Source organism: Bacillus sp. cl95 (assembly GCF_900115925.1).
In the GTDB taxonomy this organism is placed as follows: domain Bacteria; phylum Bacillota; class Bacilli; order Bacillales; family Cytobacillaceae; genus Neobacillus_A.
In genome coordinates, this window is record NZ_FOYF01000004.1 from 210,057 (window position 1) to 236,098 (window position 26,042).

The following is a 26,042-nucleotide window of genomic DNA, read 5'->3' on the forward strand; positions in this document are numbered from 1 at the left end:
GCCTCCTAGTTGTTCTGTGCGTATGTTTGGACGATTTTTAGGAAGTCATCACCCGTTTTGATATTTTCTCTCCCCATTATAAAAGCTTTTCCAGCTGATAAACAGATTTTTTCAGCAGCAGCCCTGCTGGCACGGTCTTCAATAGCCGTAACGTCCTTCACGTGAGCTAGACCAATAATTCGTCTGCATAGCTCGAGTCCTGTTACCGCCGCTGTATCTCTTAAAATCGTATTCAAGTAATATTCCTTGAATCCTGGATATTTCGCAGCATGATCAGTCACATTTTCATCCCATGCTTTTAGGAACTTGTCCGCGAAAAGGTCAATCGTATCGACAATTGTGTTCTCAAGATATCCCAACTGTTCTGCTTTAGCTTCCGGATTCTCTAATGTGTACTTTGCATTTACATAAGCAAAAATCAGGTTGGCAATCACGTTCCCGACATCATAGCCAGCTGGACCATAGAACGCAAATTCAGGATCAATTACTTTAGTGGCATCTTCTTTTATAAAAATAGAACCAGTGTGTAAATCACCATGTAAAAGAGATTGAGCATTAGTCATAAACTCGAATTTCAGTTTAGCCGTCTCTAATGCCAGCTTTTCATCTCCCCAAATATGTTCTTTTACAAAATCGAGGGAAGCTTCAAAAACATCGTTTCGTGGGCAATCGTAAAACGGTTCTGTATATACAAGATCTTCGGTAATTTCACAAAGCTCTGGATTCGTGAATGACTTAACGAGCTCTTTCTTTTCTTTATGCCCCATCACGACATCCGATGTGAGCAGTAATGTCTGTACCATAAAACTTGAAATATGATCGGCAAATAAAGGGAACTTCTTATGCTTCATGAGCGCCGTTCTCATGATTTCATATTGGGACAAATCTTCCATGACACAACAGTTCATGATCGGATCATAGTGATACATCTTCGGAACAAATCCTGGTGCTAGTTGAGCCTGAAGCTTCAGGATTTCACTTTCAATGCGATTTCGATCCGTTGACAGCTTAAACTCGTCAGATATCCTTGCAACTGGACCCGCTTGCTTGATGATAATTGACTTGCCACTTTTTTCATCAACGATTCTAAACACATAGTTCAGATTTCCATCACCAATTTCCTTACAAGTAAGCACTGCATCTGAAGTAAAGTAGTCGAGCTTTGTTTTTGCATACTCCACAGCATGCTCTTCTTTCATCGTAAAATATTCGCTTGTAAAAACTGTCATTTGTCTATTCCCCCCATGCTCATCCTTTATGAATCATCAGCATTTTTACAGATAATACTGAATCTTATTATTAAAAATTATCTAATAATTTTACCCCTTAAAATGCTCTTGTTCAATCTATTTTTATTAGTTGAGCATTAAAAAAAGGAAGATGCCGCTTAAGCATCTCCCCTGAAAAATCATTTTGAGTTCGCAATCTAATATTTCATGGGGGTAAATGAGAGCTTTTGTGGTAATTGAGAACTTTTATCGATGAGATTTCTCGATATATCGAAATGAAAACCCAATATATCAATATGAAATGACGATATATCGATGTCTTTTTAAAGGATATCGATATGGCGACATCTTTCGACACACCCACTACTCCCCATAGGTAGGATCTCGATACCAAAATCCTACCCAATCACCCAAGGCCCCGATTACCCGAAGATGCCAGCTGATAATAAAATCCTTTTCTATCAAGCAATTCTTCATGGTTACCTCGTTCAATAATTTGGCCCTGCTCGAGCACAATGATTTGATCCGCTTTTTGGATTGTATTGAGACGATGGGCAATCACGAAGCTAGTTCTGCCCTCCATTAAAACTTGGAGCGCCTCCTGTATCTTCAGTTCCGTCACAGTATCGATGCTGCTTGTCGCTTCATCCAAAATCAAGATAGCCGGATTTGCAAGAATGGCTCTGGCAATAGAGAGAAGTTGCTTCTGTCCTTGACTAATTCCGCTACCATCCTGCTTCAGTACTGTGTCATATCCATCTTTTGTCTTCGTAATGAATGAATGTGCGTTGGCCTTTTTAGCTGCTTCTTCTATTTCAAGGTCCGTTGCAGCGAGTCTTCCATAACGGATGTTTTCACGAATGGTTCCTTCAAAAAGAAATGAGTCCTGAAGTACAAATGCCATATGGCGGCGAAGACTTGCTCGCTTTACTTTCGTAATGTCATGACCATCAATAAAAATAGCACCCTGAGTGGCATCATAAAAACGAGAAAGTAAATTCATAATCGTGGATTTACCGGCCCCAGTGGGTCCAACTAAGGCCACCATCTCACCCGGTAAAGCCGTGAAACTGATATTCGAGACTGTATCTCCTCCTTTTTCATATGAAAAAGAAACGTCCCGAAATTCCACCTTACCTTTTACTTCATTCATTTTCAGATCGCTTTCACCTTCGTCAAGCTCTTTTTCTTCATCTAAAACTTCAAATACACGCTCGGCACCAGCAACAGCAGATAATAATGTATTGAACTGGTTGGCAAGGTCATTGAGAGGTCTGGTGAATTGTCTTGAATACTCCGTAAAGACGATAATAACACCAACAGTAATTATGCCTTTTAGTGCCAGTAGACCACCTACACCTGCAATGACCGCAAAACTGGCGTTATTTAGAACGTTCATGAGTTTTGGAATGAAGCCTGAGAATGCTTGTGCCCAAAATCCAGAATCTCTTAGCTTCTCGTTCTTCTCACGGAAATCGGCAATGACTTGATCTTCTTGCGAAAACATCTTCACAACTTTTTGTCCTGAAATCGTTTCTTCAATAAAACCGTTCATCTCTCCCAGGTTTTTCTGCTGTTCCTTAAATAGGACGCCTGTCCTTTTCGTAATCCATTTCAAGCCGAAGAACATTAAAGGTACAATCATGATCGTCAAGAATGTCAAAATCGGACTCAGCCAAAGCATGACTCCGAGTGTGCCTATTAAGGTCAAGAGACTTGATATGATTTGGATAAAAGAACTATTAAGAGTCGTACTAATATTCTCGATGTCATTCGTGACTCTGCTCATCACTTCTCCGTGCTGGCGTTGGTCAAAATAAGAAATCGGCAAGTGATGAAGTTGATGAAACAAATCTGTTCTTAGCGTAAAGACCGTCTTTTGAGAAACGGTTATCATCCAGTAGTTCTGCAAAAAAATAGCCAATGATTGAAAGAGATAAACCAATGCGAGCCAGATGATCAGTGTGACAATACCTTGGTTATCCTTTGTAACGATATAATCATCGACAGCTTTCCCAATGAGATACGGCCCTAATAGTCCAAATACGGAACTGGCGATGACCATGAATAATACAAGATAGAGCTTAAGCTTATGTTCAGCGAGGTAGCGCCATAAACGTCTCAAAGTGTTTTTCCAGTTCTTCGCTTTTGCTTTTTGTGCAGGAAGTACAGGATTTACATTCGGATACGTTCGTTTGTATCGAAAGGGTTTACTTAATTCCTTGAACACTCTTCATTCCCTCCTCTCCAAATTGAGAATGGAAGATGTCCTGGTAGAGCTGAACTTCGTCTAATAGCTCTTGATGACTTCCTTTTGCCAGCAATTTCCCGCCCTCTAACAGGAGAATAACATCGGCATTCATAGCCGTGCTCATTTTTTGCGTAATCATAAACGTCGTACAAGCATATTTGTTTAGAGCTTTCAGTAGCTCCGCTTCTGTTTTCATATCTAGAGCACTGGTACTATCGTCTAGTAACAGAATGGCAGGCTTCCTTATTAATGCACGGGCAATTGCAATCCTTTGCTTTTGTCCACCTGACAAGTTAACACCTTTTTGTCCTACTCTTGTCTCGTATTTCTTTGGCAGTTTGATGATTGTTTCATGAATTTGAGCATCTTTTGCCGCCTCGATAACTTCCGATTCGGTCGCTGCTTCTTTTCCCCACGCGATGTTTCCAGCGATACTCCCTGTAAATAGAAGTGACTCTTGTGGTACAAATCCCATTGATTTTCTAAGTATTTCTTGCTTATAGGCAGTGATATCTTGATCATCAATCAAGATTTGACCATCACAGACATCATAGAGTCTTGGAATCAGTTGGAATAGCGTTGTTTTCCCTGAACCAGTCGCACCCAAAACAGCTACCGATTGACCGGCGTGAACGGTAAAAGAAATGTCTGAAAGCACCCGTTCTTCTGATTCGGGATACTGGAATGAGACATTTCTGAATTCAACCTTACCTGCTCTTATAACATGATCCTCAGATGGGCCATACTCTCTATTTTTCATATCCACTTCTGTATCCATCACTTCCATGATTCGTTGCCCAGAAGACTTGGCACGTGAAAATACCATGACTATCATAGAGAAAACAGACAGTGCAGATGTCATTCTAGTCGCATAATTTATGAGAGCCACCACTTCTCCAACCTTTACTTCCCCAGTATTTACATGAACACTCCCAAACCATAATAATGCAATCAAGCTCCCGTTCATTACCAGTAACAAAAGGGGGGTAGTCGATTCAATTAGCCAGAAGGAAGAAATCGTCCTATCCATGAGTTGTTCATTAGCACCACGAAAACGCTTATTTTCATGGGAGCCTCTCATATACGCTTTTACAAGTCTCATTCCAGAAAGATTTTCCCTCATCACCACATTGACCTTATCCAACTTATTTTGAATGGAGCTAAAAAGTTTGATGGCCCTTCCCATAGACCAAATAAGGAAAAGGATCAAAAATGGCACAGTAGCGACGAGTATGCTTCCTAGCTTCAAATTTAAAGCTAACGCCATTACGAGACCACCTAATACTAGCAGGGGTGCGCGCATCATCACTCTAAGACTCATAAATACTGTATTTTGGACTTGCGTCACATCATTAGTTAGCCTAGTAATAAGTGATGACGTTGGGAAACGATTGAAGTTTGAAAAAGAAAAGGATTGAACCTTTTCGAATAGACTTTTCCTAACTTCATACCCAAAACCTTGACTCGTGTGACCTGCAAAAAAGGAACTTAAAATTCCACCAATGAACGCAAGCAGCGAAATCCCCAGTAGGATTCCTCCCCAATACATTACAACTGAAAGATCCTTTTTCATGATTCCTTCGTCAATGATCTTAGCCATTAAAAGAGGCTGAACCAACTCTACAGTCAATTCCGCCAACATCAGAAAAAGAGCAATTCCAATGTGGAGTCTATAAGGCTTTAAGAAGGGGATAAATTTCTGCAACACCAAATCTCCTCTCTAGCAAAAACATCTATAAATTTAGTAAGGCGAAATACTTTAGTTAATACTATAGCTCTTTTTTCTAAATAATGAAAATATATTCGCTGCAGCTCGTGTTTATTTTTCTCAAATAGCGGGAATTAATGACTAGCAAAAAAATAAAAGCAGTAAACATAGGACCAGAAATGAACACAAAAAAAGAGCCAGCAATTTGCTGACTCTTCAAGGTATTAGAATGTATGAGCAAGATCCTTTGCACGCGCAATTCCGTTTTCTTTGATTTCCTGTGCTTTATCAGGCATTGCTGCATGACCTTCAATGAACAATCCTTCTAGTGAAGGAACGCCGAAGAATTGCATTAGGACTGTTAAGTAACGGTGACCCATCTCCATTGCTGCAGCTGGACCTTCAGAATAGATTCCGCCACGAGCTTGGATATGAAGTGCTTTTTTATCTGTTAACAAACCAACTGGACCTTCAGCCGTATACTTGAAAGACTTACCTGCAACCGAAACAGAGTCTAGGTATGCTTTCATCACTGGAGGGAATGAGAAGTTCCAAAGAGGTGTTACAAAAACATACTTGTCAGCTGAAACGAATTGATCGCTTAGTTCACCCAAACGGCCAACCTTCGCTTTTTCATCAACTGAAAGTTCGTCGAAACCTTTGCCTGATTGAAGTTTGCCCCAACCACTGAAAACATCAACATCGATTTGTGGAATATTTTCCTTGTATAAATCGATATGAACGATTTCATCGTTAGTATTAACTTCTTTGTAAGTATCAATGAATGCTTTACCTGCTGCCATACTGAAAGACGCTGCTTCATCATGTGGGTGTGCAGTAATGTACAAAACTTTTGCCATGTTATATCTTCCTCCTAAATTGAAAATCAGTTTATTATTGGTATTTCGAAATGATAAAATTCTTTTGAATCAATATATTTTTAATTAAAATATATTTAATTCGAGATAATAGTAACTCAAAATATCTAACTTAGCAAGTAATTTGTTTCTTAAAAAAGCTCCGTTAATCTTGCCTGTTGATTTCCGCTCCAGTCGCTAGCTTTTTCGATTAGAGCAAAAATGTAAGCTTTATGGCAATATTTTTGACTTTTAGGATGACTGCGAAATTAGATTACTTTCTTAATTTAAGACTGTTCGAAAAATCGTCAAAATATGGATGTAAGAAGTAATATTTAGGATCTATTTTCACCATTTAATGCAGAAGGTGATTTGTAGAAGAATTTCTTTTTGTGAAACTGTACACTTTATTTGTGTAAATTAGAGTTTTATTTGTGTAAAACCCGGTTTCTTTTGTGAATGCCTCTTTCAGACACAAAAACTACCAAAAAATAAGTTTTAGTAAAAATATCACAATATCCAATATCAAGGACAAATTTTATACATTCTTATCTACTAAAAAAAGAAGAAGGATCTGCCATTAGACAAATCCCTCTTTCACCCTTATTCTTCTTCAACCGCACCGTATGGATTGGCGGCTAGGTTTTTTCTCATTTCATCTGTTAATACAAATGGCTCCGTTACACCCGCATCACTTTCAGAACCCATTTGAAAACTGCCATCGAAATGCAAAGGCTTATTTTGCATCAAATTTCACCCCAATTAAAATTCTTTTCTCTCTATTGTTTACGAACTCAGGATATTTCACTCAGGAAAAAATACCCACACATCCAATTTTATTATTATTTACTAATTTTTAACTAAATGATTTTTTAGTTTCTCTCTTAAAGCCCTTTTTAGGAACTTACCTACCGATGTTTTCGGAATTTCATCCATGAAGATGATGTCATCTGGCAACCACCATTTTGCAAACTGCGGCGCTAAAAAGTCGTTTAGCTCCTGTTTATCTGTTTTACCTTTGTATGGTTCCTTCAATACCACACATGCAACCGGACGTTCCTGCCACTCTGGATGAGGAACAGCGATGACACTTGCTTCAAAAACAGCATCATGTGCCATAAGTGCGTTTTCAAGATCAACGGAAGAAATCCATTCCCCACCGCTTTTAATTAAATCCTTTGTTCGGTCTACAAGTTTTACAACACCTTCTTCATCAACAGTAGCGACATCCCCTGTATATAGCCAACCATCTTTGAATGCTTCTTTTGAACGCTCATCTTTGTAATATTCATCCGCAATCCATGGTCCTCGAATCAACAACTCACCCATGTCCTGCCCATCCCATTGCACTTCGCCGTTTCCACCGATGACTTTCATTTCAAGACCTGGCACCAGAAGACCCTGCTTAGCACGAATATCAAGGATGGCTTCTTCATCCAATTCCGTTTGATAGCTCTTTAATCTTGAAACAGTAACGAGAGGAGTTGTCTCCGTCATGCCATAAGCATGCAAGAATGGAATCTTGAACTTCGTTTCAAAGGCTTTGATCATCCCCCTTGGTGCAGCCGCGCCACCACAGAGAATTGACCTTAAAGACGAAGTATCATAAGTCCCTTTTTCCAATTCATTCAATAGTCCGAGCCAAATGGTCGGAACACCCGCCGCCAATGTTACCTTTTCACTTTCTATAAAATCGGCAATCAATTTCGGTGTGAATTGCGGTCCCGGCAGAACTTGCGTTGTTCCAAACCAAGTACAAGCAAACGGAAGTCCCCATGCGTTAGCATGGAACATTGGCACAACCGGCATGCACGTATCCGATTCGGAAATGCCTGCAGTATCCGCCAAACCGAGAGCAAAACTGTGCAGCACAATGGCACGGTGCGAATACACGACACCCTTTGGATTACCTGTTGTGGCAGAAGTGTAGCACATGCCAGCTGGTTCATTTTCATCGATATCTTTTTTAAAGGCGAAGTTTGGATTCCCTTCGGCCAAAAGCTTTTCATAAGAATAGGTAGGCTGCAAACTCGTTTCTGGTAGTTCATCTTTGTCAGTCATAATAATGAAGGCTTTCACCGATTTCAAATCATCTTTCGCTCGCTCCAATAAAGGCAATAAGTCCTCATCCACAAAAATGACCTGGTCTTCAGCATGGTTGACGATATACGAAATATGCTCACTAGATAAGCGGATGTTGATTGTGTGCAGGACTGCACCCATTCCTGGCGCGGCAAAATAAATCTCAAGGTGACGATGATGATTCCAAGCAAATGTACCAACCTTGTCACCTTGTTTGATTCCGAGTTTTTCAAGGGAACTGGCCAATCTGCGCGTTCTTGTTCCAATTTCACGATAAGTCAAACGCTGGACACCCGATAGCGTTCTGGATACGACTTCTTTTTTCGGGAAAAACTTTTCAGCTCTTTCAATCATTGATCCAACAGTAAGCGGCACATTCATCATAAAGCGGATTCCTCTTTTCCTTTTAATCTTGAATTTATCGTTTTCCGACAGACGACTCCCACTTCAAAAAATGCGAAAGAGTGTTAAGTGGTGAGTAGTTCAATGCGCACTATTTCTTGAATTCGATTCTCTGCATTTCCCTGATGAAAAAATATTTAGTTCATTTTTTCAGAAGTCTTTAGTTCACATAGAATTTCATCTGTATGTTCACCTTTTAAAGGCGATCGTTCACCTAGATTTACGGCTAAATCCGGATGCATTCTTACCTGACTATCCAAGATACTACCTTGAAATAATGGGAAGTTTTTCAGTTCTCCTACTTCTAAAACCGGTGTGAGACAGCAATCGATTGCAAGTGAAAACTTCGTCCACTCATTAAGCGTTCGACTACAAAACTCAGATTTCATCTCTTCATAAACAGGATTGAGATGATGTGTTTTCGAAAAATGAGCATCCAGCCAATCTGGTTTTTGCAGGGCAACACAGAAATTCTCCCAGAACTTCGGTTCCAATGCGGCAAGACTCACATAACGACCATCCTGTGTTTCATAGATGGCATACGAAATGAAATCTCCATTTAACTCCGTTAAACCTTGTCCATAACCTGTTTCTTTTTCTGCAAGCATATGAACGCCCATGATGGAGGTCATTGTCTCTGCAATGGATATACAGTGATAACTACCTTTCCCTGTTCGTTCCTTTAAGAGTAAAGCAGCGAGGATTCTTTCACTTGCTGCCATTCCTCCGAGATAATCCGCAAAAGTGATGGTGGGATGGACCGGTCTGCCATGGCCAGAATCCTTAAGTTGTGAAAGAGCACCACTAAGCGCCATATAGTTCAAGTCATGACTGCCCAAACGGCTCATTGAACTCCGATCACCGTAACCGGTTAGAGAACAATACACAATCGCGGGATTTAGGTCTCGCACGCTTTCGTAATCCATTCCTAGTTTCTGCATCACACCTGGCCGAAAGCTTTCTATGATCGCATCAGCTTGTGAAATAAGCTTCAGTGCTGCTTCACGACCATCCTGTTCTTTCAGATTGAGGACAATACTCCTCTTTTCGCGATTATTTGCCGTAAAAACAATACCTTCCCCTTTTTGTTTAATGGCCATGCTTCTTGCCGGATCGCCTTCAGGTGCTTCTACTTTTATGACGGAAGCACCAAACTCAGCTAGTCTCAGCGTTGCAAATGGACCGGGCAGGTAATTGGTAAAATCAATAATAGTGATTCCATTTAGCATGTGAGACGTCCTTTCTTTCAGGCTTTTCGTAAAAATATCATTCTTAGTAGGAAACAACCTTACCTTACGTCGTTGTTGTCGTAGTTCCACCTTGGGCGAATAACTCTTCCATCTGCTTTCGGAGCATGAATTTCAGTATTTTCCCACTTGCGTTTCGCGGTAAAACTTCACAGAAGATATACTTGCGCGGACGTTTATAGTTGGCGAGTTTTTCGCTATTTTTGCACCACTCATCAAGTTCCTCTTCCGTTAAGTTGTTATCCTTCTTCACGACAAAAGCGGTGACCGTTTCTCCCCACCTGTCGTCAGGCTGCCCGATCACTGCGACATCGAGAACGCCCTTGTTTTCGTATAAAACGTCTTCTACCTCACGAGGATATACGTTTTCTCCCCCACTGATAATCATGTCGTCCACACGATCTTTTACAAATAGGTACCCTTCCTCATCGAGATAGCCAATGTCCCCTGAATGATACCAACCTTTGTACAATGCCTTTTCAGTCGCTTCGTCGAGTTGAAAATAACCGCTCATCACACATGGTCCCTGCACGATGATTTCTCCTGTCTCTCCAGCCGGTACCATATCGTCCGGATCGGAAGGTCCATTTTCATTTGGACGTACGATGCGAATTTCATGATTGAGTGCAGCCTGACCAGCTGATCCCGCCTTATTCAACTGATCTTCTTCGGAAAGGAAAGTAATCGCTGGACCCATTTCTGTCATTCCATATGCTTGAACGAGGCCTATTCCCAATTGGTCATGACATGCATGAACAAGTGTTGGAGCCATTGGTGCAGCACCATAAAGGCCCAACTTAAGAGACTCTAGATTGTAACTTGGCAATTCCTCCTGCAGAAGCATGTTCCACATCGTTGGAGCCGCAAAGAATTTTGTAATCTTCTCGCTTTCAATCAACTCAAGAACCTTCTTTGGTTCAAAATGATGCATAATCACATTCTTTGCACCGACATGAACACGCGGAAGGAATGCGCAATGAAGTTCTGCACAATGGAACATCGGGGCTGTAACAAGGCCGACATCATGCACCTGTAATTTTGTACAATTAATCGTAACTAGGCTTTGCTCAACCATCTCACGGTGACGATGCATGACACCTTTTGGCCTTCCCGTCGTTCCGCTTGTATACATGATGGCATACAAATCATTTTCAACCATATCAACTGCCACATCAGCAGGAATTGCAGCATCTACTTTTTCACGGTAGCTAGCGGCGTATTCTGGTGCTCCCTCATCAATAAACCAGAAACTCACTGGAGAGAAACGCTTTTCTATGGCTGTGATAACCGGTTCTAAAACCTTCTCAAACAACACAACCTTAGGCATGGCGTCATTCAAAATATAAGCGACTTCCTCTGGTTGAAGACGGAAATTGATTGGATTAAATACCGCACCAATTTTTGCACATGCAAAGTAAGCTGTTGCCAATTCTTCCGTATTGAAAAGGAACGTTGAAACACGGTCCCCTTTTTTCACCCCGTCGTTTAAAAGCGCATTTGCCAATCGATTCACTTCAAGACTCCATTCTTTGTACGTAAAGCGGACATTCTTTCTGACATCGTAGAGGGCTTCCTTGTTGGGGTACTTTAACACCGTTAAATCAAATAACTTCCCAAGCGTTGTTGACATTGTCAATTCCTCCTTCAAAATGGCCTTTGCTTAATTTTAAGAGTGAATCACGGAAGATATTTTTTTAGTTTTCTAAACGCTCAATAATCGTGGCGTTGGCCATTCCGTGGCCTTCGCACATCGTCTGTAGTCCAAATCTGCCTCCTGTACGTTCAAGCTCGTGCATCATGCTAACCATGAGGCGTGCACCGCTTCCACCTAGCGGATGTCCAAGGGCAATCGCCCCGCCATTTGGATTAAGCTTCTTAGGATCTGCACCCAGATCTTCAAGCCATGCCATCGGCACCGGAGCGAACGCTTCATTCACTTCGAATACATCGATATCGTCGATGGAAAGACCGGATTTCTCCAAAGCTTTCTTCGTTGCCGGGATCGGTCCTGTCAACATCAACGTTGGATCAGAACCTACCACAACACGCGTATGCACTTTAAATCTAGGCTTTAAGCCAAGTTCTTCCGCTTTTTCGCGTGACATCAGCAATAATGCGGCAGCACCGTCACTAATTTGACTCGCGTTTCCAGCATGAATGACACCATCTTCTTTAAATACTGTCTTTAATTTCGCCAATGCCTCTAATGAGGTTTCCTTACGTGGACCAGAGTCCTCATCCACAACAGCTGTTTGTCCATCAGCTTGCGTGACTTCAACCTGGAATATTTCTTTTTTAAAATAACCTTCCGCTTGTGCACGCAGTGCTTTTTGATGACTATCAACCGAATATTGATCTAGTTGCTCACGTGTGAAGCCGTATTGCTCGGCAATTCTTTCTGCGGATAATCCTTGGTGGATGATTTCATGTTGTGCCTTCAATCGATCACTGAATGGTGCACCTTGATAATTAGAGGCAATCGGGACACGTGACATACTCTCAACCCCACCTGCTATCACGACATCCATGTCTCCAGACAAGATTGCTTGTGAAGCAAAATGAACAGCTTGTTGACTGGATCCACATTGACGGTCAATCGTAACACCCGGAACGGTAATGGGTAGACCTGCGATTAGTGCAGCTACTCTGGCAATATCACCCGCTTGTTCTCCCGCTTGCGTCACACATCCGAGAATGACATCATCAATGATAGCCGGGTCAATTCCAGCACGCTTGACGAGCTCCTTTAGGGTTTCACCTGCTAAATCATCAGGACGAATATCTTTTAAAAGACCATTCCTCCTGCCGACCGGTGTTCTTACACCTTCAACGATTACTACTTCACGCATATCCGCAACTTCCTCTCTCCGTTAGAATTCCACTCTATAAACCTAGGTTTTTAGCAATGATCGTCTTCATGATTTCGTTCGTACCTGCATAAATACTTGCAACGGGTATATCACGGAACCTTCTCGCAATCTCGTATTCTTCCATATATCCATAACCGCCATGAAGCTGCATGCATTCAGCTGCGATTTTCTTTGCCGTATCGGTCAGCTTCCATTTTGCCATTGAAACTTTCGTGACAATGTTCTGTCCGTTGATATGCTCGGCAATCAGTTGGTCAAGAAATGACCGCCCCATCTCAACGTCCGTAGCCATTTCAGCGATTTTGAATTGGGTATTTTGAAAACTGCTGATCGATTTCCCGAACGCTTGTCGCGTTTTCACATACTCTATCGTTTGGCGAAGCATCTCTTCGGCTGCCGTTTGAGCAGCAATCGCCACTAATAGACGTTCCTGCTGTAATTTTTCCATTAAGTAAAGGAATCCCTTACCTGCCTCACCAATAAGATTCTCTTTAGGAACCCTGCAGTCTTCAAAAATCAATTCTGCGGTATCCTGACAATGCAAGCCGACTTTGTTCAGTTTCCTTCCACGCGAAAATCCTGGAGAATCTCTTTCAACGAGAATAAGACTGACACCTTTATGCTTCGGCACAGCTTTTGGATCTGTTTTACATGCCACAAGGATTAGATCCGATTGAATCCCATTCGTAATGAAGGTTTTAGACCCATTTATTATGTAATGATCACCATCTAGTGTGGCTGTAGTTTGAATATTGGCCAAATCTGAACCTGTGCCAGGCTCTGTCATGGCAATTGCCGTTATATACTCGCCGGTTACACAACGTGGAAGCCATCGCTGTTTTTGTTCCTTAGTACCGTACGAATTAATGTAGGGCACAACAATGTCATTATGAAGTCCGATGCCAACCAATCCTGAACCAACACGTTCGAGTTCTTCATTGATGACAACAGCATAGCCCCAATCGACTTCACTTCCACCGTAATCCTCTGATAAATCAGGACACAAGTATCCTTGAGCACCCATCTTCAGCCAAAATTCACGGGGGATTATGCGATCTTCTTCCCATTGGTCATAAAATGGATATGCCTCTTTTTCAAGGAACTTCCGAAGCGATTTCCGAAAAATATCGTGCTCGTCCTTTAAATAAGGATGCTTCACTGATTTCCCTCCCAAATTCTCGATATGATTTCACCTTACTGTAACCGCTTACGTTTTATGACAACTAAAAGTGAAAATAGTCCTGTTTCAGTTCATTATAAATAAATTTTTAGAAAATTAAAATAATTAAACGTGTAACTGTCCATTCCATGATTCATTCAATTTCATTAGATATCAGCATTAAAAACCATAGCGTACTATTAAAATGAGAGTCTGTTCGCGCTCTCTTTTTCTATGATTCTACTTAGGCTGCATTCTGATTGCTCCGTCCAAGCGAATCGTCTCACCATTTAGCATCGGATTTTCCAAAATGCTTTCCACTAGCTTTGCATATTCTTCTGGAAAACCAAGACGTGATGGGAATGGAACCATTTTCCCGAGTGAATCACGAGCTTCTTTTGGCAAGGAATCAAACATAGGAGTGTGAAACAGTCCTGGAGCAATTGTCATCACACGAATTCCGCTAGACGCCAGTTCGCGGGCAAGCGGCAGCATCATTCCAACGATTCCTCCCTTTGAAGCGCTGTATGCGACCTGGCCAATTTGACCTTCGAAAGCCGCTACAGATGCAGTATTGATGATAACTCCTCTTTCCAGAAACTCATTTTCAGTGTTTTTCACCATCTTCTCCGTAGCCAATCGAATGACATTAAACGAACCAATGAGATTAATAGAGATTACTTTACTGAACGTCTCCAACTCGTGGACACCTTTCCTACTTAACAGCTTTTGAGCGATTCCGATTCCTGCACAGTTTACAACGGTATTGATGCTACCGAACGTTTCTTCTGCTAAATTCAAAGCACTTAGAACTTCAGCCTCATTGGTAACATCCGTTTTTACAAAGAGGACATTCTCACCTAGTTCTGCTTTCAGCCTTTCACCAATCTCTACAGATAAGTCAAGAATGACTGCCTTACCGCCATTGGCAACGATATGCCTAACAGTGGCTTCCCCTAATCCGGATGCTCCGCCCGTAACAACCGCCTTACAATCTTGAATGTTCATAGAATTACCTCCTGCAAATTTTTAAAATAGCAAGATGACTGAACATGAAGTGTATGTAGATGTTGAACTTAAAACCAGCTTCCATTGTTATTCTTAATCTTTATATAGAAAAATAAGAACTCCCTATTAAAGTGAATTGCGATTCATTTATTATTATACTAAATATTCAGAAATATTTCCTTCTTTTTGTAAGGCTCTTTTCATAAACAATGTTGTTATTGGAACAAGAAAAAGCCGGCTGTAGGGCTTTTTCTATACGGAAACCATTAGAATTTTAGAGTTTTGAATTTTATATTGAGGAAAAGAACACGAAATAAGAATCTATACGTGTAGTTTCATGTTTCGTAAAAGCAACAATCAATGCGAAAACAGCCTTTTGTAACACACAAAAAAACAGAGGCTAAGGCCCCTGCTTTTCTGTCTAAAATTTAGCGTCCGTTATATTTGTTGGCACTTCTATCTAAAGAAGTATCACCGAAATTACCTGCCCCTGTATAAGGGTCGACTAAACCATTTCGATTTTGTTCAACGTCATCCAGAGTATGCGTTTCAGTTGTGCCTGTCATTCCCACAACATCACTCATCGTTGTGCGTGTCTTTGCATCACGATCAACTAATACAAGGATTTTCCCTGATTTAACGTCGCTTTCATAACGGTTCGCTTCGTCTTCCGGAATACCCATGCCGATTAATGCACCAGCTAGTCCACCTGCACCTGCACCAACAGCAGCTCCCGTTAATGTAGCAGCAATCGGACCTGCAGCAATGATTGGACCTACGCCTGGGATTGCTAAAGCACCAACACCTGCAAGGAATCCAGCTAAGCCACCAAGAACACCACCTGTTGCAGCGCCTGTTGCAAGACCTTCGTCAGCTTTAGTACCTGTTTCTGTATGGATTGCTTCGACTTCATCTTTGTCACGTGCTACTACTGAGATATCATCTCGTTCATAACCTTGAGCTTTCAATTCTTCAATTGCACGGACCGCTTCATCTCCGTGATCATAAACTCCTACGATTCGCTTATCCATTTTAATTCCTCCTCAAGTTTTAATTCTTCTTAGGTTATATACCCGCTCTGCACTCTTCTAAGCATGAAAATAAGAGATTTCCACGCAAATTGTTAATTCTCAAGAAAATCGGGGTACATACTAAATAGAGTAAAACTTATTAGTAGAAGAAGGAGGTGACGTAAATGATCATTGTTTATATTAGCATTGCCGCGATTCTTGCTTCTCTAGTTTATTTAGGATACTTTGCGTTTAAGACCTTCAAGAGAGCAAAGCCAGCTCTGAACAGGCTTTCCCACACAGTCGCGAATGTTCAGCGTCAAACCGATAAAATGAAGAAGCAGACGAATGATTTAACTCTTCACAAAGAACAATTGCTTGCAGATATCCAATATAAGAAAGCTGCAGTAAATTCGACTATACTTGAAGCGAAAAGAACGGTTGCCCATTTCAAAGGCCTTTGGAAAATCAAAGCCTTTACGATTGTTGAGGGCAAAAATCGACTTAGGAACATCAAGATGAGAAACCGCCGTAAAACGCTTCAAACTTATTAAAAAAGCGAGGAAAATCCTCGCTTTTTCTATTTGAATGAATCAAGCAGTTAACAAGCTAGGGCGAAACTTAAGTAATTTAATCCCTGAAAATAATCACAAATATTAATTCCCCTTTTGAGCAGATATTTTTCCGTACTAGAGAATTTTATTCCCTCATATTTCGATTTTTTTCCTTTTCAAAAATTATTTTCCCGTAAGTTTGAAACATTTTCCCTTTTGAAGAAAAAAACTACAAATTCAAATGCCAACTAACCTAAAATAACTCCTCCGACCATATTATCCCTAGTCTGAAAGTAATATTTTGACAAAAAAATCCCTCAAATCGTTAAAATTTGTACAAAAATTCAGAATAATAAAATATAATTAATCTTGAGTTTATAAAGATTGAGGGGGAGATAAAAATTGAAGGCAGTTAAATCTATAATCATATGGGGTCTTGTTGCAGCAGTTGGTGCAGCTGGATTTGCCGTGATGGCGCTTAACAGCGGTGAAAGCGTTAACTCCATCTGGCTATTAACAGCAGCCGTTTGTACGTATGCTATTGCTTATCGCTTTTATAGTAGGTTTATGGCGCAGAAAGTATTTCAATTGGATGATTCTCGTAAGACACCTGCTGAAATAAATAATGACGGTAAAGATTATGTCCCAACAAACAAATGGGTTTTGTTTGGTCATCACTTTGCTGCAATTGCTGGTGCGGGACCGTTAGTAGGCCCAATCTTGGCTGCACAAATGGGCTATCTGCCCGGAACAATCTGGATTGTTGTGGGGGTAGTACTAGCAGGAGCGGTCCAAGACTTCATTATCCTCTTCGGCTCCATGCGCAGGAATGGAAAGTCTCTCGGTGAAATGATTAAGGAAGAAATCGGTCCTGTCACAGGGATTATTGCCATGGTTGGTATTTTAGGAATCATGATTATTTTATTAGCTGTTCTAGCACTCGTTGTTGTAAAAGCTTTAACAGGAAGTCCTTGGGGTATGTTCACCATCGCTGCCACCATTCCGATTGCGATTTTCATGGGTGTATATATGCGCTATATCAGACCTGGTCGTGTAGGAGAAGGTTCCATTATCGGTGTGGTTTTATTGCTATTATCCATTTTTCTAGGTCAAAAAGTTGCAGAAAATCCAGAATGGGCTTCTATGTTCACTTTTACTGGTGAAACTATTGCTATCATGATGATCATTTATGGTTTTGTGGCTTCAGTTTTACCAGTGTGGATGTTGCTTGCACCACGTGATTATTTAAGTACTTTCTTAAAAGTAGGTACCATTATCGGACTTGCATTAGGTATTGTTCTCGTTGCACCAGACTTGCAGATGCCAGGGGTCACACCTTTCATCGATGGAAGCGGACCGGTGTTTGCAGGAAATCTATTTCCTTTCTTATTTATCACAATCGCATGTGGATCTGTTTCAGGTTTCCACGCACTCGTTTCATCTGGTACTACGCCTAAAATGATTGAACGTGAATCACATGCCCAGCCAATCGGTTACGGTGCAATGCTAACTGAATCCTTTGTAGCTGTAATGGCTATGATTGCAGCTTGTGTTCTGACACCTGGAATTTACTTTGCCATCAATAGTCCACCTGCTGTTATCGGAGCTGATGTTGTCCAAGCAGCAAAAACGGTTTCAAACTGGGGTTATACAATTACGCCAGAAATGCTGACCACTCTCGCTAAAGATGTAGGAGAACAAAGCGTCATTTCTCGTACAGGAGGCGCGCCTACTCTTGCAATCGGTATGGCAGTTATTTTCTCGAAAGTAATCGGCGGAAAGGCACTAATGGCCTTCTGGTATCACTTTGCGATTTTATTTGAAGCACTCTTCATATTAACGACGATTGACGCTGGTACACGCGTTGGTCGCTTTATGATTCAAGATTTACTAGGTTCTATCTACAAGCCACTTGCAAAAACTGAATCCTTGATTCCAAATATCATTGCAACAACACTTTGTGTTTTCGGTTGGGGTTACTTCCTTTACCAAGGTGTAATTGACCCGCTTGGTGGAATTAATACCCTTTGGCCGCTATTTGGAATTGCCAATCAGATGCTTGCAGCAATCGCCCTTTTGCTTGGGACAACCTTCCTCTTTAAAATGGGCAAGAAATCATATGTTTGGATCACACTTATCCCGACAACATGGATTTTGATCGTGACCATGACAGCTGGATGGCAAAAACTGTTCCACGAAAATCCAAGAATCGGATTCTTATCTCATGCCAAAGTATTCAAACAAGCCGTTGATGATGGAAAAGTACTTGCTCCGGCGAAAACATCAGACCAAATGCAACAAGTACTAATCAATGATTACGTAGATGCAGCGTTATGTGCCTTCTTCATGATTGTCGTCATCACGGTCTTCTTATCCGCTCTTCGTCTTTGGAGAAAGGTCTTAACGAATCAATCATACACACTTCACGAGGAACCATACGTACCTCGCAGTGAGGAAGACTTAAAGAAGTATGCTTAAAAAAGTAAAGGAAATCTTACAATACAGACAACAATTTATCAGCTTGCTAGTTGGAGTTCCTAGTTACGAAAAATACGTAGAACATATGCGCACCCAACATCCTAACGAAAAAGTTAAATCGCGGAAAGAATTCTTTTGCGAGGCCCAAGAAGCAAGATACTGTGGCAAAGGTGGAAAAGTTTCTAGATGCTGCTAGTGCTTAATCCCGATTTGACAACACAAAAAGATGATTCCTGTTTTCAAACAGGGATCATCTTTTTCTTTTCCGTTACTTTAATATTTATTACCCTTTCCCCGCTTGGAACCCAGGATATTGAGTCATTCCGCCATCCGCGAAAAGTGTTAACCCGGTAACATAGCTAGCCTCACTAGAAGCGAGCCAGACTGCGCAAGCGGCAATTTCTTCTGGTTTTCCAATATACCCCATAGGAATTAGCTCGATAACACCTTTTTTCTTTTCGGGATCCTTTAACTTCTCTGCGTTAATAGGTGTATCGATAGCTCCCGGTGCAATGCAATTGACCCTAATGCCTTTTGGAGCAAATTCAAGAGCCAGAGTTTCGGTCATGAGCTTCACTCCACCTTTACTAGCAGCATAATGGACAAAGTGCGGCCACGGAATCTCTTGGTGAACGGAGGACATATTAATGATCGATCCTTTAATGCCATTGTCCAACATATAACTAATAGCTTCCCTGCAACCGAGGAATTGTCCAGTCAAATTTGTTCCTATGACTCTATTCCAATCTTCAAGAGTAAGATTTTCTGATGGTACTTCATTTTCAATACCGGCATTGTTAATCATGATATCCAAGGTGCCGAATGTTTTCACGGCGTGGTCAATAATGTTTTTTACGTCTTCTTCTTTTGTTACGTCCCCTTGAACTGACGTTGCCTGTCCCCCGGCTTTTTCTATCGAATCAATGATACTATTTGTATTAACATCTTCTTTAAAATAATTGATTACTACTTTCGCTTTTTCCGCTCCAAAACGTTCTGCCATCGCTTTTCCAAGACCAGAGTTTCCGCCGGTAATGACCACAACTTTACCTTCGAGATTTGGATACATATTAACTCTCCTTCATTTCTTATTTTTTAGTAATACCTAGTAATACCCCGCCTGCTATGATTAGCGCACATCCTAACACGACTTTTATAACGCCTTTTTTTGACTTTCGTTCATTAAGAAGAAATAGACCACCTAGTGTGGAAATGACGATGCCCGTTTGAGAAAGTGAGAAGCTCGTGGCTACGCCGGTTTTCGGAAGCGCCAGCAATAATCCAAGATTACCAGTACTCCAAATAAGTCCAGTGATAATGTTTCGAACAGCATATTTGTTGAAAGGGTGATGTCGAAACGTCAGTAGAAGCCCACCGATAACCATACCGATCGATTGTGGCAAGATAGCTGCCCAACCGTCAATGTCAAACCACCTGATGATAATGACATAACTGACAAAGCCTGCCGTCGAAAGAAGGAGCACGAACAACCCTTTCTTTAAGCTCTTAGATTTTTCTTTTTCTCCCTTTTGATTAAGGGAAGTTAAAACCGCACCTGCAATGATACAAATTAATCCAGCAGAACCGATCATGATGCTTGATAATGTATCCCACTCTTTGAAGATAAAAACACCAAAAAATGTCGTTCCAATTAGTTGCAATCCTGTAGACAGTGGCGCGGTCTTAGCCACACCTAAAAATTCCACTGCACCAAACTGATTTTTTTGACCCACCGACCAAAACAAGCCTGATATGATCCCAACAACCCAGACCCTAGTTGTCAATTCCGGTGCAACAATAAAGTAGACCACAACTGCGAAAAAGAGGGCTCCGATGGTGGTACCCACAGTTTGGCTCGACGCATCACCGCCAAGTTTATTACTTACCAATACGATGCTTCCCCATGTGACGGCTGCAACAAGGGCGAGAAGTATTCCGGACATAAAAAACCTCCTTCATGCTGAAGTTATTTCATATCATTAGGATGCAGGTGTTCCTTGTTTACTATTCCTTTCTTGGCTGGAATCTTAGATAAAACAGATAATTTTTAAATGAAAATAAAAAACCTGTAGAGTAGACTTTTTATAAGCGTCTACTCTACAGGTATATTTCTAAAGATTCTCCTAAACAAAGCTTTCAGTTTTTAAAAGTTTTTCAAACTCTCTCGCTGGCAATGGCTTTGAGTAATAGTATCCTTGCATTTGTTTACATCCGAGCGCTTGCAAGAAATTTGATTGCTCTTCAGTTTCGACTCCCTCTGCTATCACCTTAAGCCCTAGATTATTGGCCATCGTGATGATTGAAGCGATGATGGCTTCATTTCCTTTGTCTATGCCAATTTTTTCAACGAACTCTCTAGCAATTTTCAAAGTTTCGATCGGAAAATTTGTTAAATACGCTAGTGAAGAATAACCTGTTCCAAAATCGTCCACCGATACTTGAATGTTCAAGTTACGCAGTTCCAGTAACTTCGTAGTAATAATATGATGGTCGCCCATGGCGATTCCTTCGGTAATTTCAAGATCAAGCTGTTTAAAAGACATTCCAGTTTCTATCAGTATTTTCGATAGCATGTCCACAAAATCCTTTTGATGGAACTGACGCGGAGAAACGTTTACAGCCAACTTTAATGGAAAACCTACCTCATTCCACTTTTGCGCTTGTTCACAGGCTTTTCTGATGATCCATTCTCCAATCGGAACTATTAATCCCGTTTCTTCCGCTATAGGAATAAACTCTGAAACAGGAATAAAGCCCATCTCAGGATGATTCCAGCGCACCAAGGCTTCGACACCGCTAATTTCTCCTGTTTCCGCATTCACTTGAGGCTGATAGTGAAGACTTAACTCATTGTTATCGATTGCTTTATGCAGAGCCGTTTCGAGCAGAATCTTTCTTGATGGTTGCTCTGTTATATCAGAGGTATAAATGAAATATCCATTCTTTCCGTTCTCTTTTGCTTTATACATCGCACGATCAGCCGCTTTCATCAAATCAGCCGTTGTATTTCCATCGCGATGATAAATTGAAATTCCAATACTAGGCGTACATCGAATTTCACGTCCGTCAATATAAAAGGCCTCATTTAAGGATTCCAAAATCTTTTCCGCAATCAATCCTGCATCTTCAATTTCTTTAATCCCTTTAGCTAAAAGCGTAAACTCGTCGCCCCCCTGTCTTGCAACCACATCGTTCGATCGCAGGCAACCCTCTAGCCTTTGAGCAACTTGAAGCAATAACTGATCTCCAGCATTATGACCAAACGTATCATTTACATACTTAAAACGATCCAGATCGATAAACATAATCGCTAACATACTTCCGCTTCTTTTGGCATCTAGTATGGATTGATTCAAGATTCTTTCAAAAAGCCTTCTGTTGGGCAAGTTTGTAAGTAAATCGTGATATGCCATATAACTTATTTTCTCTTCATTATTCTTATTTTCCGTAATATCTTTCGCGATCCCAAAAATACCAGCTATAGAGTTATCAATGATAATTGGTACAACAGTGAAGGCTACAAACAATTCTTTTCCTGCTCTATTTTTTATCGAAAGTTCGAAATTTTGTGGCGTTCCTTCTTTAGCCTTCAAGAAATAATTTGTCATCTTTGGCCTATTCCGTTCACTAATAAACGAAAATGCCGATTTTCCAATTAACTCTTCTTTCGTATAACCTATTATCCCACTGCAAGCATCATTGGCAGTGACGAAAACACCTTCCAGATTTATAGAGAAAACACCGTCAGGGTGATATTCAAACAAAGATTTATATCTTTGTTTATTAATCGCCAACTCCAATGTCCGTTCATGAAATCCTTTCAGTAACAATCTATTTTCCATAATCATAGCCAATTGCCTGTATATAATAAGCAATATAGCGATCCCGGATCCGATATTTAGCGTTCTATCATCACTTTTGTAAAAAAACAAAAACAAAAATAAGATTAAGACACTAATATACGGAAACATTTGGCGATATATACTGCTAGATTTCAAATTATCAAATTCTTGAGTTGCTACTATTTTTTTCCCGATCACTGGATAAAAGACGCCCGCATATCCTATTAAGAGAAGCCCTAAAGCATAAAGCGGATCTATAAAACTGCCAGATACATAGGAATTTATTGCAACTAAATATGAGTAAATTGAATCTGCAAGAATTAGAACCAACAAACCGGCAAAAATAAAGATAAATCCAATCTTTAGTTTCACATCTTTCCAAAGGTGGGAAATCGTCAAGGCACTAAGCAATAGCATTAAATCCCCTACTGGATATCCTAATGAAACAATTAGAAACAAGTTTGGTACATTCGTGTCGGCAAGAATTGGTTTAATTAAAAACTGCATACTGAACGTTGCTGCAACTACCATTAATATCGAAACATCAATTAGGAATCTCGCAATTTCAAGACGTTTGCTTTCCATAATGATTTTATAGGTGAATCCAGCAAGATAGAATATAATCTGCAAGAAATAAAATACATCCGTTATACCTGGGAAAGGAACTTCCATTATCATAATATTTTCATAATAAATCCAAGAAACCTCTGCAATGAAATAACTTAGACTTCCGAGAGACAACATCAACCAAAAAATCTTATGCCCCTTATCACTTTTATGACTGGCGAATACCAATGATAAAGCAGCAAAGAATGCAGCTGCACTCGATAATACATTTCCACCTAAGATCTGTACTTGATGATCGTCCTCCCACCATACAATCCATCCATAATAAAACATGATATATAAGCCAATAAATGTTAGTGCAGCCCTTTGTTTAAACCTCAATTTCCCCATCGGTGCTCTCGCTTCCTCCAAAATTGCCTGAATATTCGGCATTAGGTCAAAATAAAAACTGCCCTTAATAAAGAGCAGCCAATTGTTATTAATTATTGGCAACCCGGCGATCATAGTTTTTCAACCTTAGACCCGTAGCTTTGCGTCATCACCTTTCAGTGATTTTGCCTTTATCAAATTCATCTATTCAATTGGTTCTATTTTACCATAACAATATAGGTCTCGATACCTATATTGTTATTTTTTTGTAAAAATTTCTTTAATCAAACGTTTGATTAATAGATAGGACCCAACACAATAATACGAATTTCTATTATACTAATCTTTCTGATGTACAAAATCATAAAAAGACTCCAAGCCCATAACTATGGGCTTGGAGTCCCTTTTCTCATTTCTCATTTCTTTTTTCGCCTTCTAAGAACCAGTCGACAGCTTTTTGCCAATATGTTGTAAGTTCCTCCATCTTGAGATGTCTCCTAAACTCTTTCAACACCTTTTGTTGATGTTCGCCATAAGTCCTAACAAGTTGTGCAAGAAGAATCCAGTCAGCCAAATCGTCCTTGTATTCTTGTTTATTTAATGGTCTGTCATGAGATTCAATAAAAGTTTCTGCATCGTATGCAAATACCTTATCAACCAAATCCAGAAACCCTTCAGCACGATAGTAACGTGGGCCATCATATATCGCAGGTCCAAGTGCGTCTCCAATGAACAACGTTTTTTCTTCTTTTATGTATATTAAGCATGAATCTTCAGCATGGTCGCCACCCACATGCGTAACTTCACAAGTTAATCCACCTAAGTCAATAGATATCTTCTCGCTGAATGTTAAGTTAGGCTGCACCAATTGAATGACACGCTTTTCTCCATATTCTTTGCTCATATGTTCAATCGTATCTTCATTTGCAAACCCTATTCTTATCAAATCCTTTATAGAAGGATCAGCCAGATTACATTCCATCATTTTTGAAATAGCCTGAGACGTTTTATCGTGCGCGATAAACATACTCTTCCAACTTGAGCTTGCAAATGTATGATCCCAATGGCAATGAGTAAAAACAAGATAATCAGGCATTTCTAATCCAAGCTGGTTAAGGTGAGATTGAAACATTTTAGCATGTGTACTAGAGGTGCCAGCGTCGATTAACAAAGAACGCTTTTCTCCTTTTATATATGCCAAAATAGGACGATCTGATTCGTGTTCAGCGTGCATAAACCAAATCCGTTCACTTAGTTTTTCAAATTTACTCATGAGGTATTTCCCCTCTCTAATAGGATGATTTTTTAAATTTTCTTGAACATTCATGTTTTTTCCTGCTTTTTTGAATGAACTAGTTCTTGCTAACATTGATAATGCTCATTGGAATGGATATACTAGGACAGCAATAATCACTGATTGGTGGGTTATGACAATGGAAGTTAAACCGTTAAGGGAAGTAGAACATTTAGCATTGAAGAAAGTGAAGATTTTCCGGCAAAGTGCCCTTCGTTATATTTTGAGGTCTATGCTAGCTAGTATGTTTATCGGATTTGGAGTCATTGTTGCTTTTAAAACAGGCAACTACTTTTATTTAGAACATTCTCCACTTACTTATCCGATGGCAGCATTGACATTCGGTGCAGCCATTATCTTGATTGCATACGGCGGTGGTGATTTGTTTACCGGAAACACTTTTTATTATACCTTTGCGGCTTTAAGAAAAAAGATACAATGGGGTGAAGTGGTTAAACTGTGGATAGCAAGTTATTCGGGAAACATTCTTGGTGCAGCAGCGTTTGCGTTCTTAATTTTCACAACCGGATTGTTTACAGAGTCATCTGTTAATAGTTTCTTACTTAGCGTTGTGGAGAAAAAAATGCATGTGCCTACATGGGAACTGTTTTCAAGGGCTGTCCTTTGTAACTGGCTCGTTTGTCTTGCTTTTTTTATCCCAATGGGGCTAAAAGGTGATGGGCCTAAACTATTTACAATGATGTTATTCGTATTCTGTTTCTTCATCTCAGGGTATGAACATAGTATTGCAAACATGTGTACATTTGCGATAGCACTAGTATTGAATCATCCAGGGACCATTTCTTTTGATGGGGTTATTCATAATCTCATCCCCGTAACCCTAGGCAACCTTGTCGGTGGCGGAATTCTTATGGGAGTCATGTATTACTATGTAAACAAACCTTTTCTGGATGACGAGGAAGATGAAACGAAATCATAATAGGAAAAACCCAGCCATCATTGTCTGGGTTTCTTTATGTGATATGATATTTTGCAAGATTCTTTCCTGGTTTCGCAAGAATGCTACTGTTTTTAGCAAGATTAAGCCTACTATTGCAAGATAGAAATATATTTGGTTCTCTTTTTCCAATTTATGATTCGGCAATCTACGACTG

General features: G+C 40.3%; 20 protein-coding genes and 1 riboswitch. Of the genes, 4 read left to right on the top strand and 16 right to left on the bottom strand.

Annotated elements, in window-relative coordinates:
• Positions 1–5: 5 nt before the first annotated feature.
• From mtnK to BMZ31_RS13165, 12 genes are all read right to left on the bottom strand, one after another.
• Positions 6–1,229 (bottom strand): S-methyl-5-thioribose kinase, encoded by a 1,224-nt coding sequence (gene mtnK / locus BMZ31_RS13115; RefSeq protein WP_090832212.1) that lies wholly within the window; start codon positions 1,227–1,229, stop codon positions 6–8.
• 406 nt (positions 1,230–1,635) lie between these two features.
• Positions 1,636–3,459, bottom strand: a complete 1,824-nt coding sequence (locus tag BMZ31_RS13120; RefSeq protein WP_090832213.1) for an ABC transporter ATP-binding protein — start codon at positions 3,457–3,459, stop codon at positions 1,636–1,638.
• Entirely contained in the window at positions 3,440–5,185 is a 1,746-nt protein-coding gene (locus BMZ31_RS13125; protein ID WP_090832214.1) for an ABC transporter ATP-binding protein, read from the bottom strand. Before BMZ31_RS13125 ends, BMZ31_RS13120 begins: the two co-directional genes overlap by 20 nt.
• 227 nt (positions 5,186–5,412) lie before the next feature.
• Positions 5,413–6,048, bottom strand: a complete 636-nt coding sequence (locus BMZ31_RS13130; RefSeq protein WP_090832215.1) for an FMN-dependent NADH-azoreductase — start codon at positions 6,046–6,048, stop codon at positions 5,413–5,415.
• A gap of 600 nt (positions 6,049–6,648) precedes the next feature.
• A complete protein-coding gene (locus tag BMZ31_RS20390) occupies positions 6,649–6,792 on the bottom strand; it encodes a hypothetical protein (protein ID WP_175478103.1) in 144 nt (47 codons plus the stop codon).
• 102 nt (positions 6,793–6,894) lie between these two features.
• On the bottom strand, positions 6,895–8,511 hold the full coding sequence (locus tag BMZ31_RS13135; protein WP_090832216.1) for a long-chain fatty acid--CoA ligase: 1,617 nt from the start codon (positions 8,509–8,511) through the stop codon (positions 6,895–6,897).
• A gap of 155 nt (positions 8,512–8,666) precedes the next feature.
• Complete coding sequence (locus tag BMZ31_RS13140; protein ID WP_090832463.1) at positions 8,667–9,758, bottom strand: CaiB/BaiF CoA transferase family protein; 1,092 nt, start codon at positions 9,756–9,758, stop codon at positions 8,667–8,669.
• Positions 9,759–9,822: 64 nt separating this feature from the next.
• Complete coding sequence (locus BMZ31_RS13145) at positions 9,823–11,406, bottom strand: fatty acid--CoA ligase (RefSeq protein WP_090832217.1); 1,584 nt, start codon at positions 11,404–11,406, stop codon at positions 9,823–9,825.
• A 64-nt stretch (positions 11,407–11,470) separates the two neighbouring features.
• The gene (locus BMZ31_RS13150; RefSeq protein ID WP_090832218.1) at positions 11,471–12,625 is read right to left on the bottom strand and encodes a thiolase family protein; all 1,155 of its coding nucleotides are present in this window, start codon (positions 12,623–12,625) and stop codon (positions 11,471–11,473) included.
• Positions 12,626–12,659: 34 nt separating this feature from the next.
• A complete protein-coding gene (locus BMZ31_RS13155) occupies positions 12,660–13,805 on the bottom strand; it encodes an acyl-CoA dehydrogenase family protein (RefSeq protein ID WP_090832219.1) in 1,146 nt (381 codons plus the stop codon).
• Positions 13,806–14,045: 240 nt separating this feature from the next.
• Entirely contained in the window at positions 14,046–14,813 is a 768-nt protein-coding gene (locus BMZ31_RS13160) for a 3-hydroxyacyl-CoA dehydrogenase (protein ID WP_090832220.1), read from the bottom strand.
• A 428-nt stretch (positions 14,814–15,241) separates the two neighbouring features.
• A complete protein-coding gene (locus BMZ31_RS13165; RefSeq protein ID WP_090832221.1) occupies positions 15,242–15,844 on the bottom strand; it encodes a YflT domain-containing protein in 603 nt (200 codons plus the stop codon).
• Between the two features lie 164 nt (positions 15,845–16,008).
• On the opposite strand from BMZ31_RS13165, the gene BMZ31_RS13170 reads away from it, so the two are divergent.
• The 3 genes from BMZ31_RS13170 (at position 16,009) to BMZ31_RS13180 (ending at position 19,051) form a co-directional block, all read left to right on the top strand.
• Positions 16,009–16,377 (top strand): DUF948 domain-containing protein, encoded by a 369-nt coding sequence (locus BMZ31_RS13170; protein WP_090832222.1) that lies wholly within the window; start codon positions 16,009–16,011, stop codon positions 16,375–16,377.
• 402 nt (positions 16,378–16,779) lie between these two features.
• The gene (locus BMZ31_RS13175) at positions 16,780–18,855 is read left to right on the top strand and encodes a carbon starvation CstA family protein (protein WP_090832223.1); all 2,076 of its coding nucleotides are present in this window, start codon (positions 16,780–16,782) and stop codon (positions 18,853–18,855) included.
• The gene (locus tag BMZ31_RS13180; RefSeq protein WP_090832224.1) at positions 18,848–19,051 is read left to right on the top strand and encodes a YbdD/YjiX family protein; all 204 of its coding nucleotides are present in this window, start codon (positions 18,848–18,850) and stop codon (positions 19,049–19,051) included. Before BMZ31_RS13175 ends, BMZ31_RS13180 begins: the two co-directional genes overlap by 8 nt.
• An 87-nt stretch (positions 19,052–19,138) precedes the next feature.
• Here BMZ31_RS13180 and BMZ31_RS13185 read toward each other — a convergent pair whose 3' ends face one another.
• From BMZ31_RS13185 to BMZ31_RS13210, 4 genes are all read right to left on the bottom strand, one after another.
• Positions 19,139–19,924, bottom strand: a complete 786-nt coding sequence (locus BMZ31_RS13185) for a glucose-1-dehydrogenase (protein ID WP_090832225.1) — start codon at positions 19,922–19,924, stop codon at positions 19,139–19,141.
• Between the two features lie 19 nt (positions 19,925–19,943).
• Positions 19,944–20,798, bottom strand: a complete 855-nt coding sequence (locus tag BMZ31_RS13190) for a GRP family sugar transporter (RefSeq protein WP_090832226.1) — start codon at positions 20,796–20,798, stop codon at positions 19,944–19,946.
• A 180-nt stretch (positions 20,799–20,978) separates the two neighbouring features.
• Positions 20,979–23,696, bottom strand: a complete 2,718-nt coding sequence (locus tag BMZ31_RS20060; RefSeq protein ID WP_139206620.1) for a DUF4084 domain-containing protein — start codon at positions 23,694–23,696, stop codon at positions 20,979–20,981.
• A 52-nt stretch (positions 23,697–23,748) separates the two neighbouring features.
• A riboswitch (cyclic di-GMP riboswitch) is annotated at positions 23,749–23,833 on the bottom strand.
• A 209-nt stretch (positions 23,834–24,042) separates the two neighbouring features.
• Positions 24,043–24,906 carry an MBL fold metallo-hydrolase gene (locus BMZ31_RS13210; protein ID WP_175478104.1) on the bottom strand — a complete coding sequence of 288 codons (864 nt, stop codon included), beginning with the start codon at positions 24,904–24,906 and terminating at the stop codon, positions 24,043–24,045.
• A 160-nt stretch (positions 24,907–25,066) separates the two neighbouring features.
• On the opposite strand from BMZ31_RS13210, the gene BMZ31_RS13215 reads away from it, so the two are divergent.
• On the top strand, positions 25,067–25,867 hold the full coding sequence (locus tag BMZ31_RS13215) for a formate/nitrite transporter family protein (protein ID WP_090832465.1): 801 nt from the start codon (positions 25,067–25,069) through the stop codon (positions 25,865–25,867).
• Positions 25,868–26,042 lie beyond the last annotated feature (175 nt).

What these genes read in the sequence shown, in the direction of transcription:
- BMZ31_RS13190 (WP_090832226.1), bottom strand. Translation starts at nt 20,798, where the DNA reads ATGTCCGGAATACTTCTCGCCCTTGTTGCAGCCGTCACATGGGGAAGC.
- BMZ31_RS20390 (WP_175478103.1), bottom strand. Translation starts at nt 6,792, where the DNA reads ATGCAAAATAAGCCTTTGCATTTCGATGGCAGTTTTCAAATGGGTTCT.
- BMZ31_RS13150 (WP_090832218.1), bottom strand. Translation starts at nt 12,625, where the DNA reads ATGCGTGAAGTAGTAATCGTTGAAGGTGTAAGAACACCGGTCGGCAGG.
- BMZ31_RS13170 (WP_090832222.1), top strand. Translation starts at nt 16,009, where the DNA reads ATGATCATTGTTTATATTAGCATTGCCGCGATTCTTGCTTCTCTAGTT.
- BMZ31_RS13145 (WP_090832217.1), bottom strand. Translation starts at nt 11,406, where the DNA reads ATGTCAACAACGCTTGGGAAGTTATTTGATTTAACGGTGTTAAAGTAC.
- BMZ31_RS13215 (WP_090832465.1), top strand. Translation starts at nt 25,067, where the DNA reads ATGGAAGTTAAACCGTTAAGGGAAGTAGAACATTTAGCATTGAAGAAA.
- BMZ31_RS13140 (WP_090832463.1), bottom strand. Translation starts at nt 9,758, where the DNA reads ATGCTAAATGGAATCACTATTATTGATTTTACCAATTACCTGCCCGGT.
- BMZ31_RS13135 (WP_090832216.1), bottom strand. Translation starts at nt 8,511, where the DNA reads ATGATGAATGTGCCGCTTACTGTTGGATCAATGATTGAAAGAGCTGAA.
- BMZ31_RS20060 (WP_139206620.1), bottom strand. Translation starts at nt 23,696, where the DNA reads ATGCCGAATATTCAGGCAATTTTGGAGGAAGCGAGAGCACCGATGGGG.
- BMZ31_RS13160 (WP_090832220.1), bottom strand. Translation starts at nt 14,813, where the DNA reads ATGAACATTCAAGATTGTAAGGCGGTTGTTACGGGCGGAGCATCCGGA.
- BMZ31_RS13130 (WP_090832215.1), bottom strand. Translation starts at nt 6,048, where the DNA reads ATGGCAAAAGTTTTGTACATTACTGCACACCCACATGATGAAGCAGCG.
- BMZ31_RS13210 (WP_175478104.1), bottom strand. Translation starts at nt 24,906, where the DNA reads ATGAGTAAATTTGAAAAACTAAGTGAACGGATTTGGTTTATGCACGCT.
- mtnK (WP_090832212.1), bottom strand. Translation starts at nt 1,229, where the DNA reads ATGACAGTTTTTACAAGCGAATATTTTACGATGAAAGAAGAGCATGCT.
- BMZ31_RS13180 (WP_090832224.1), top strand. Translation starts at nt 18,848, where the DNA reads ATGCTTAAAAAAGTAAAGGAAATCTTACAATACAGACAACAATTTATC.
- BMZ31_RS13185 (WP_090832225.1), bottom strand. Translation starts at nt 19,924, where the DNA reads ATGTATCCAAATCTCGAAGGTAAAGTTGTGGTCATTACCGGCGGAAAC.
- BMZ31_RS13165 (WP_090832221.1), bottom strand. Translation starts at nt 15,844, where the DNA reads ATGGATAAGCGAATCGTAGGAGTTTATGATCACGGAGATGAAGCGGTC.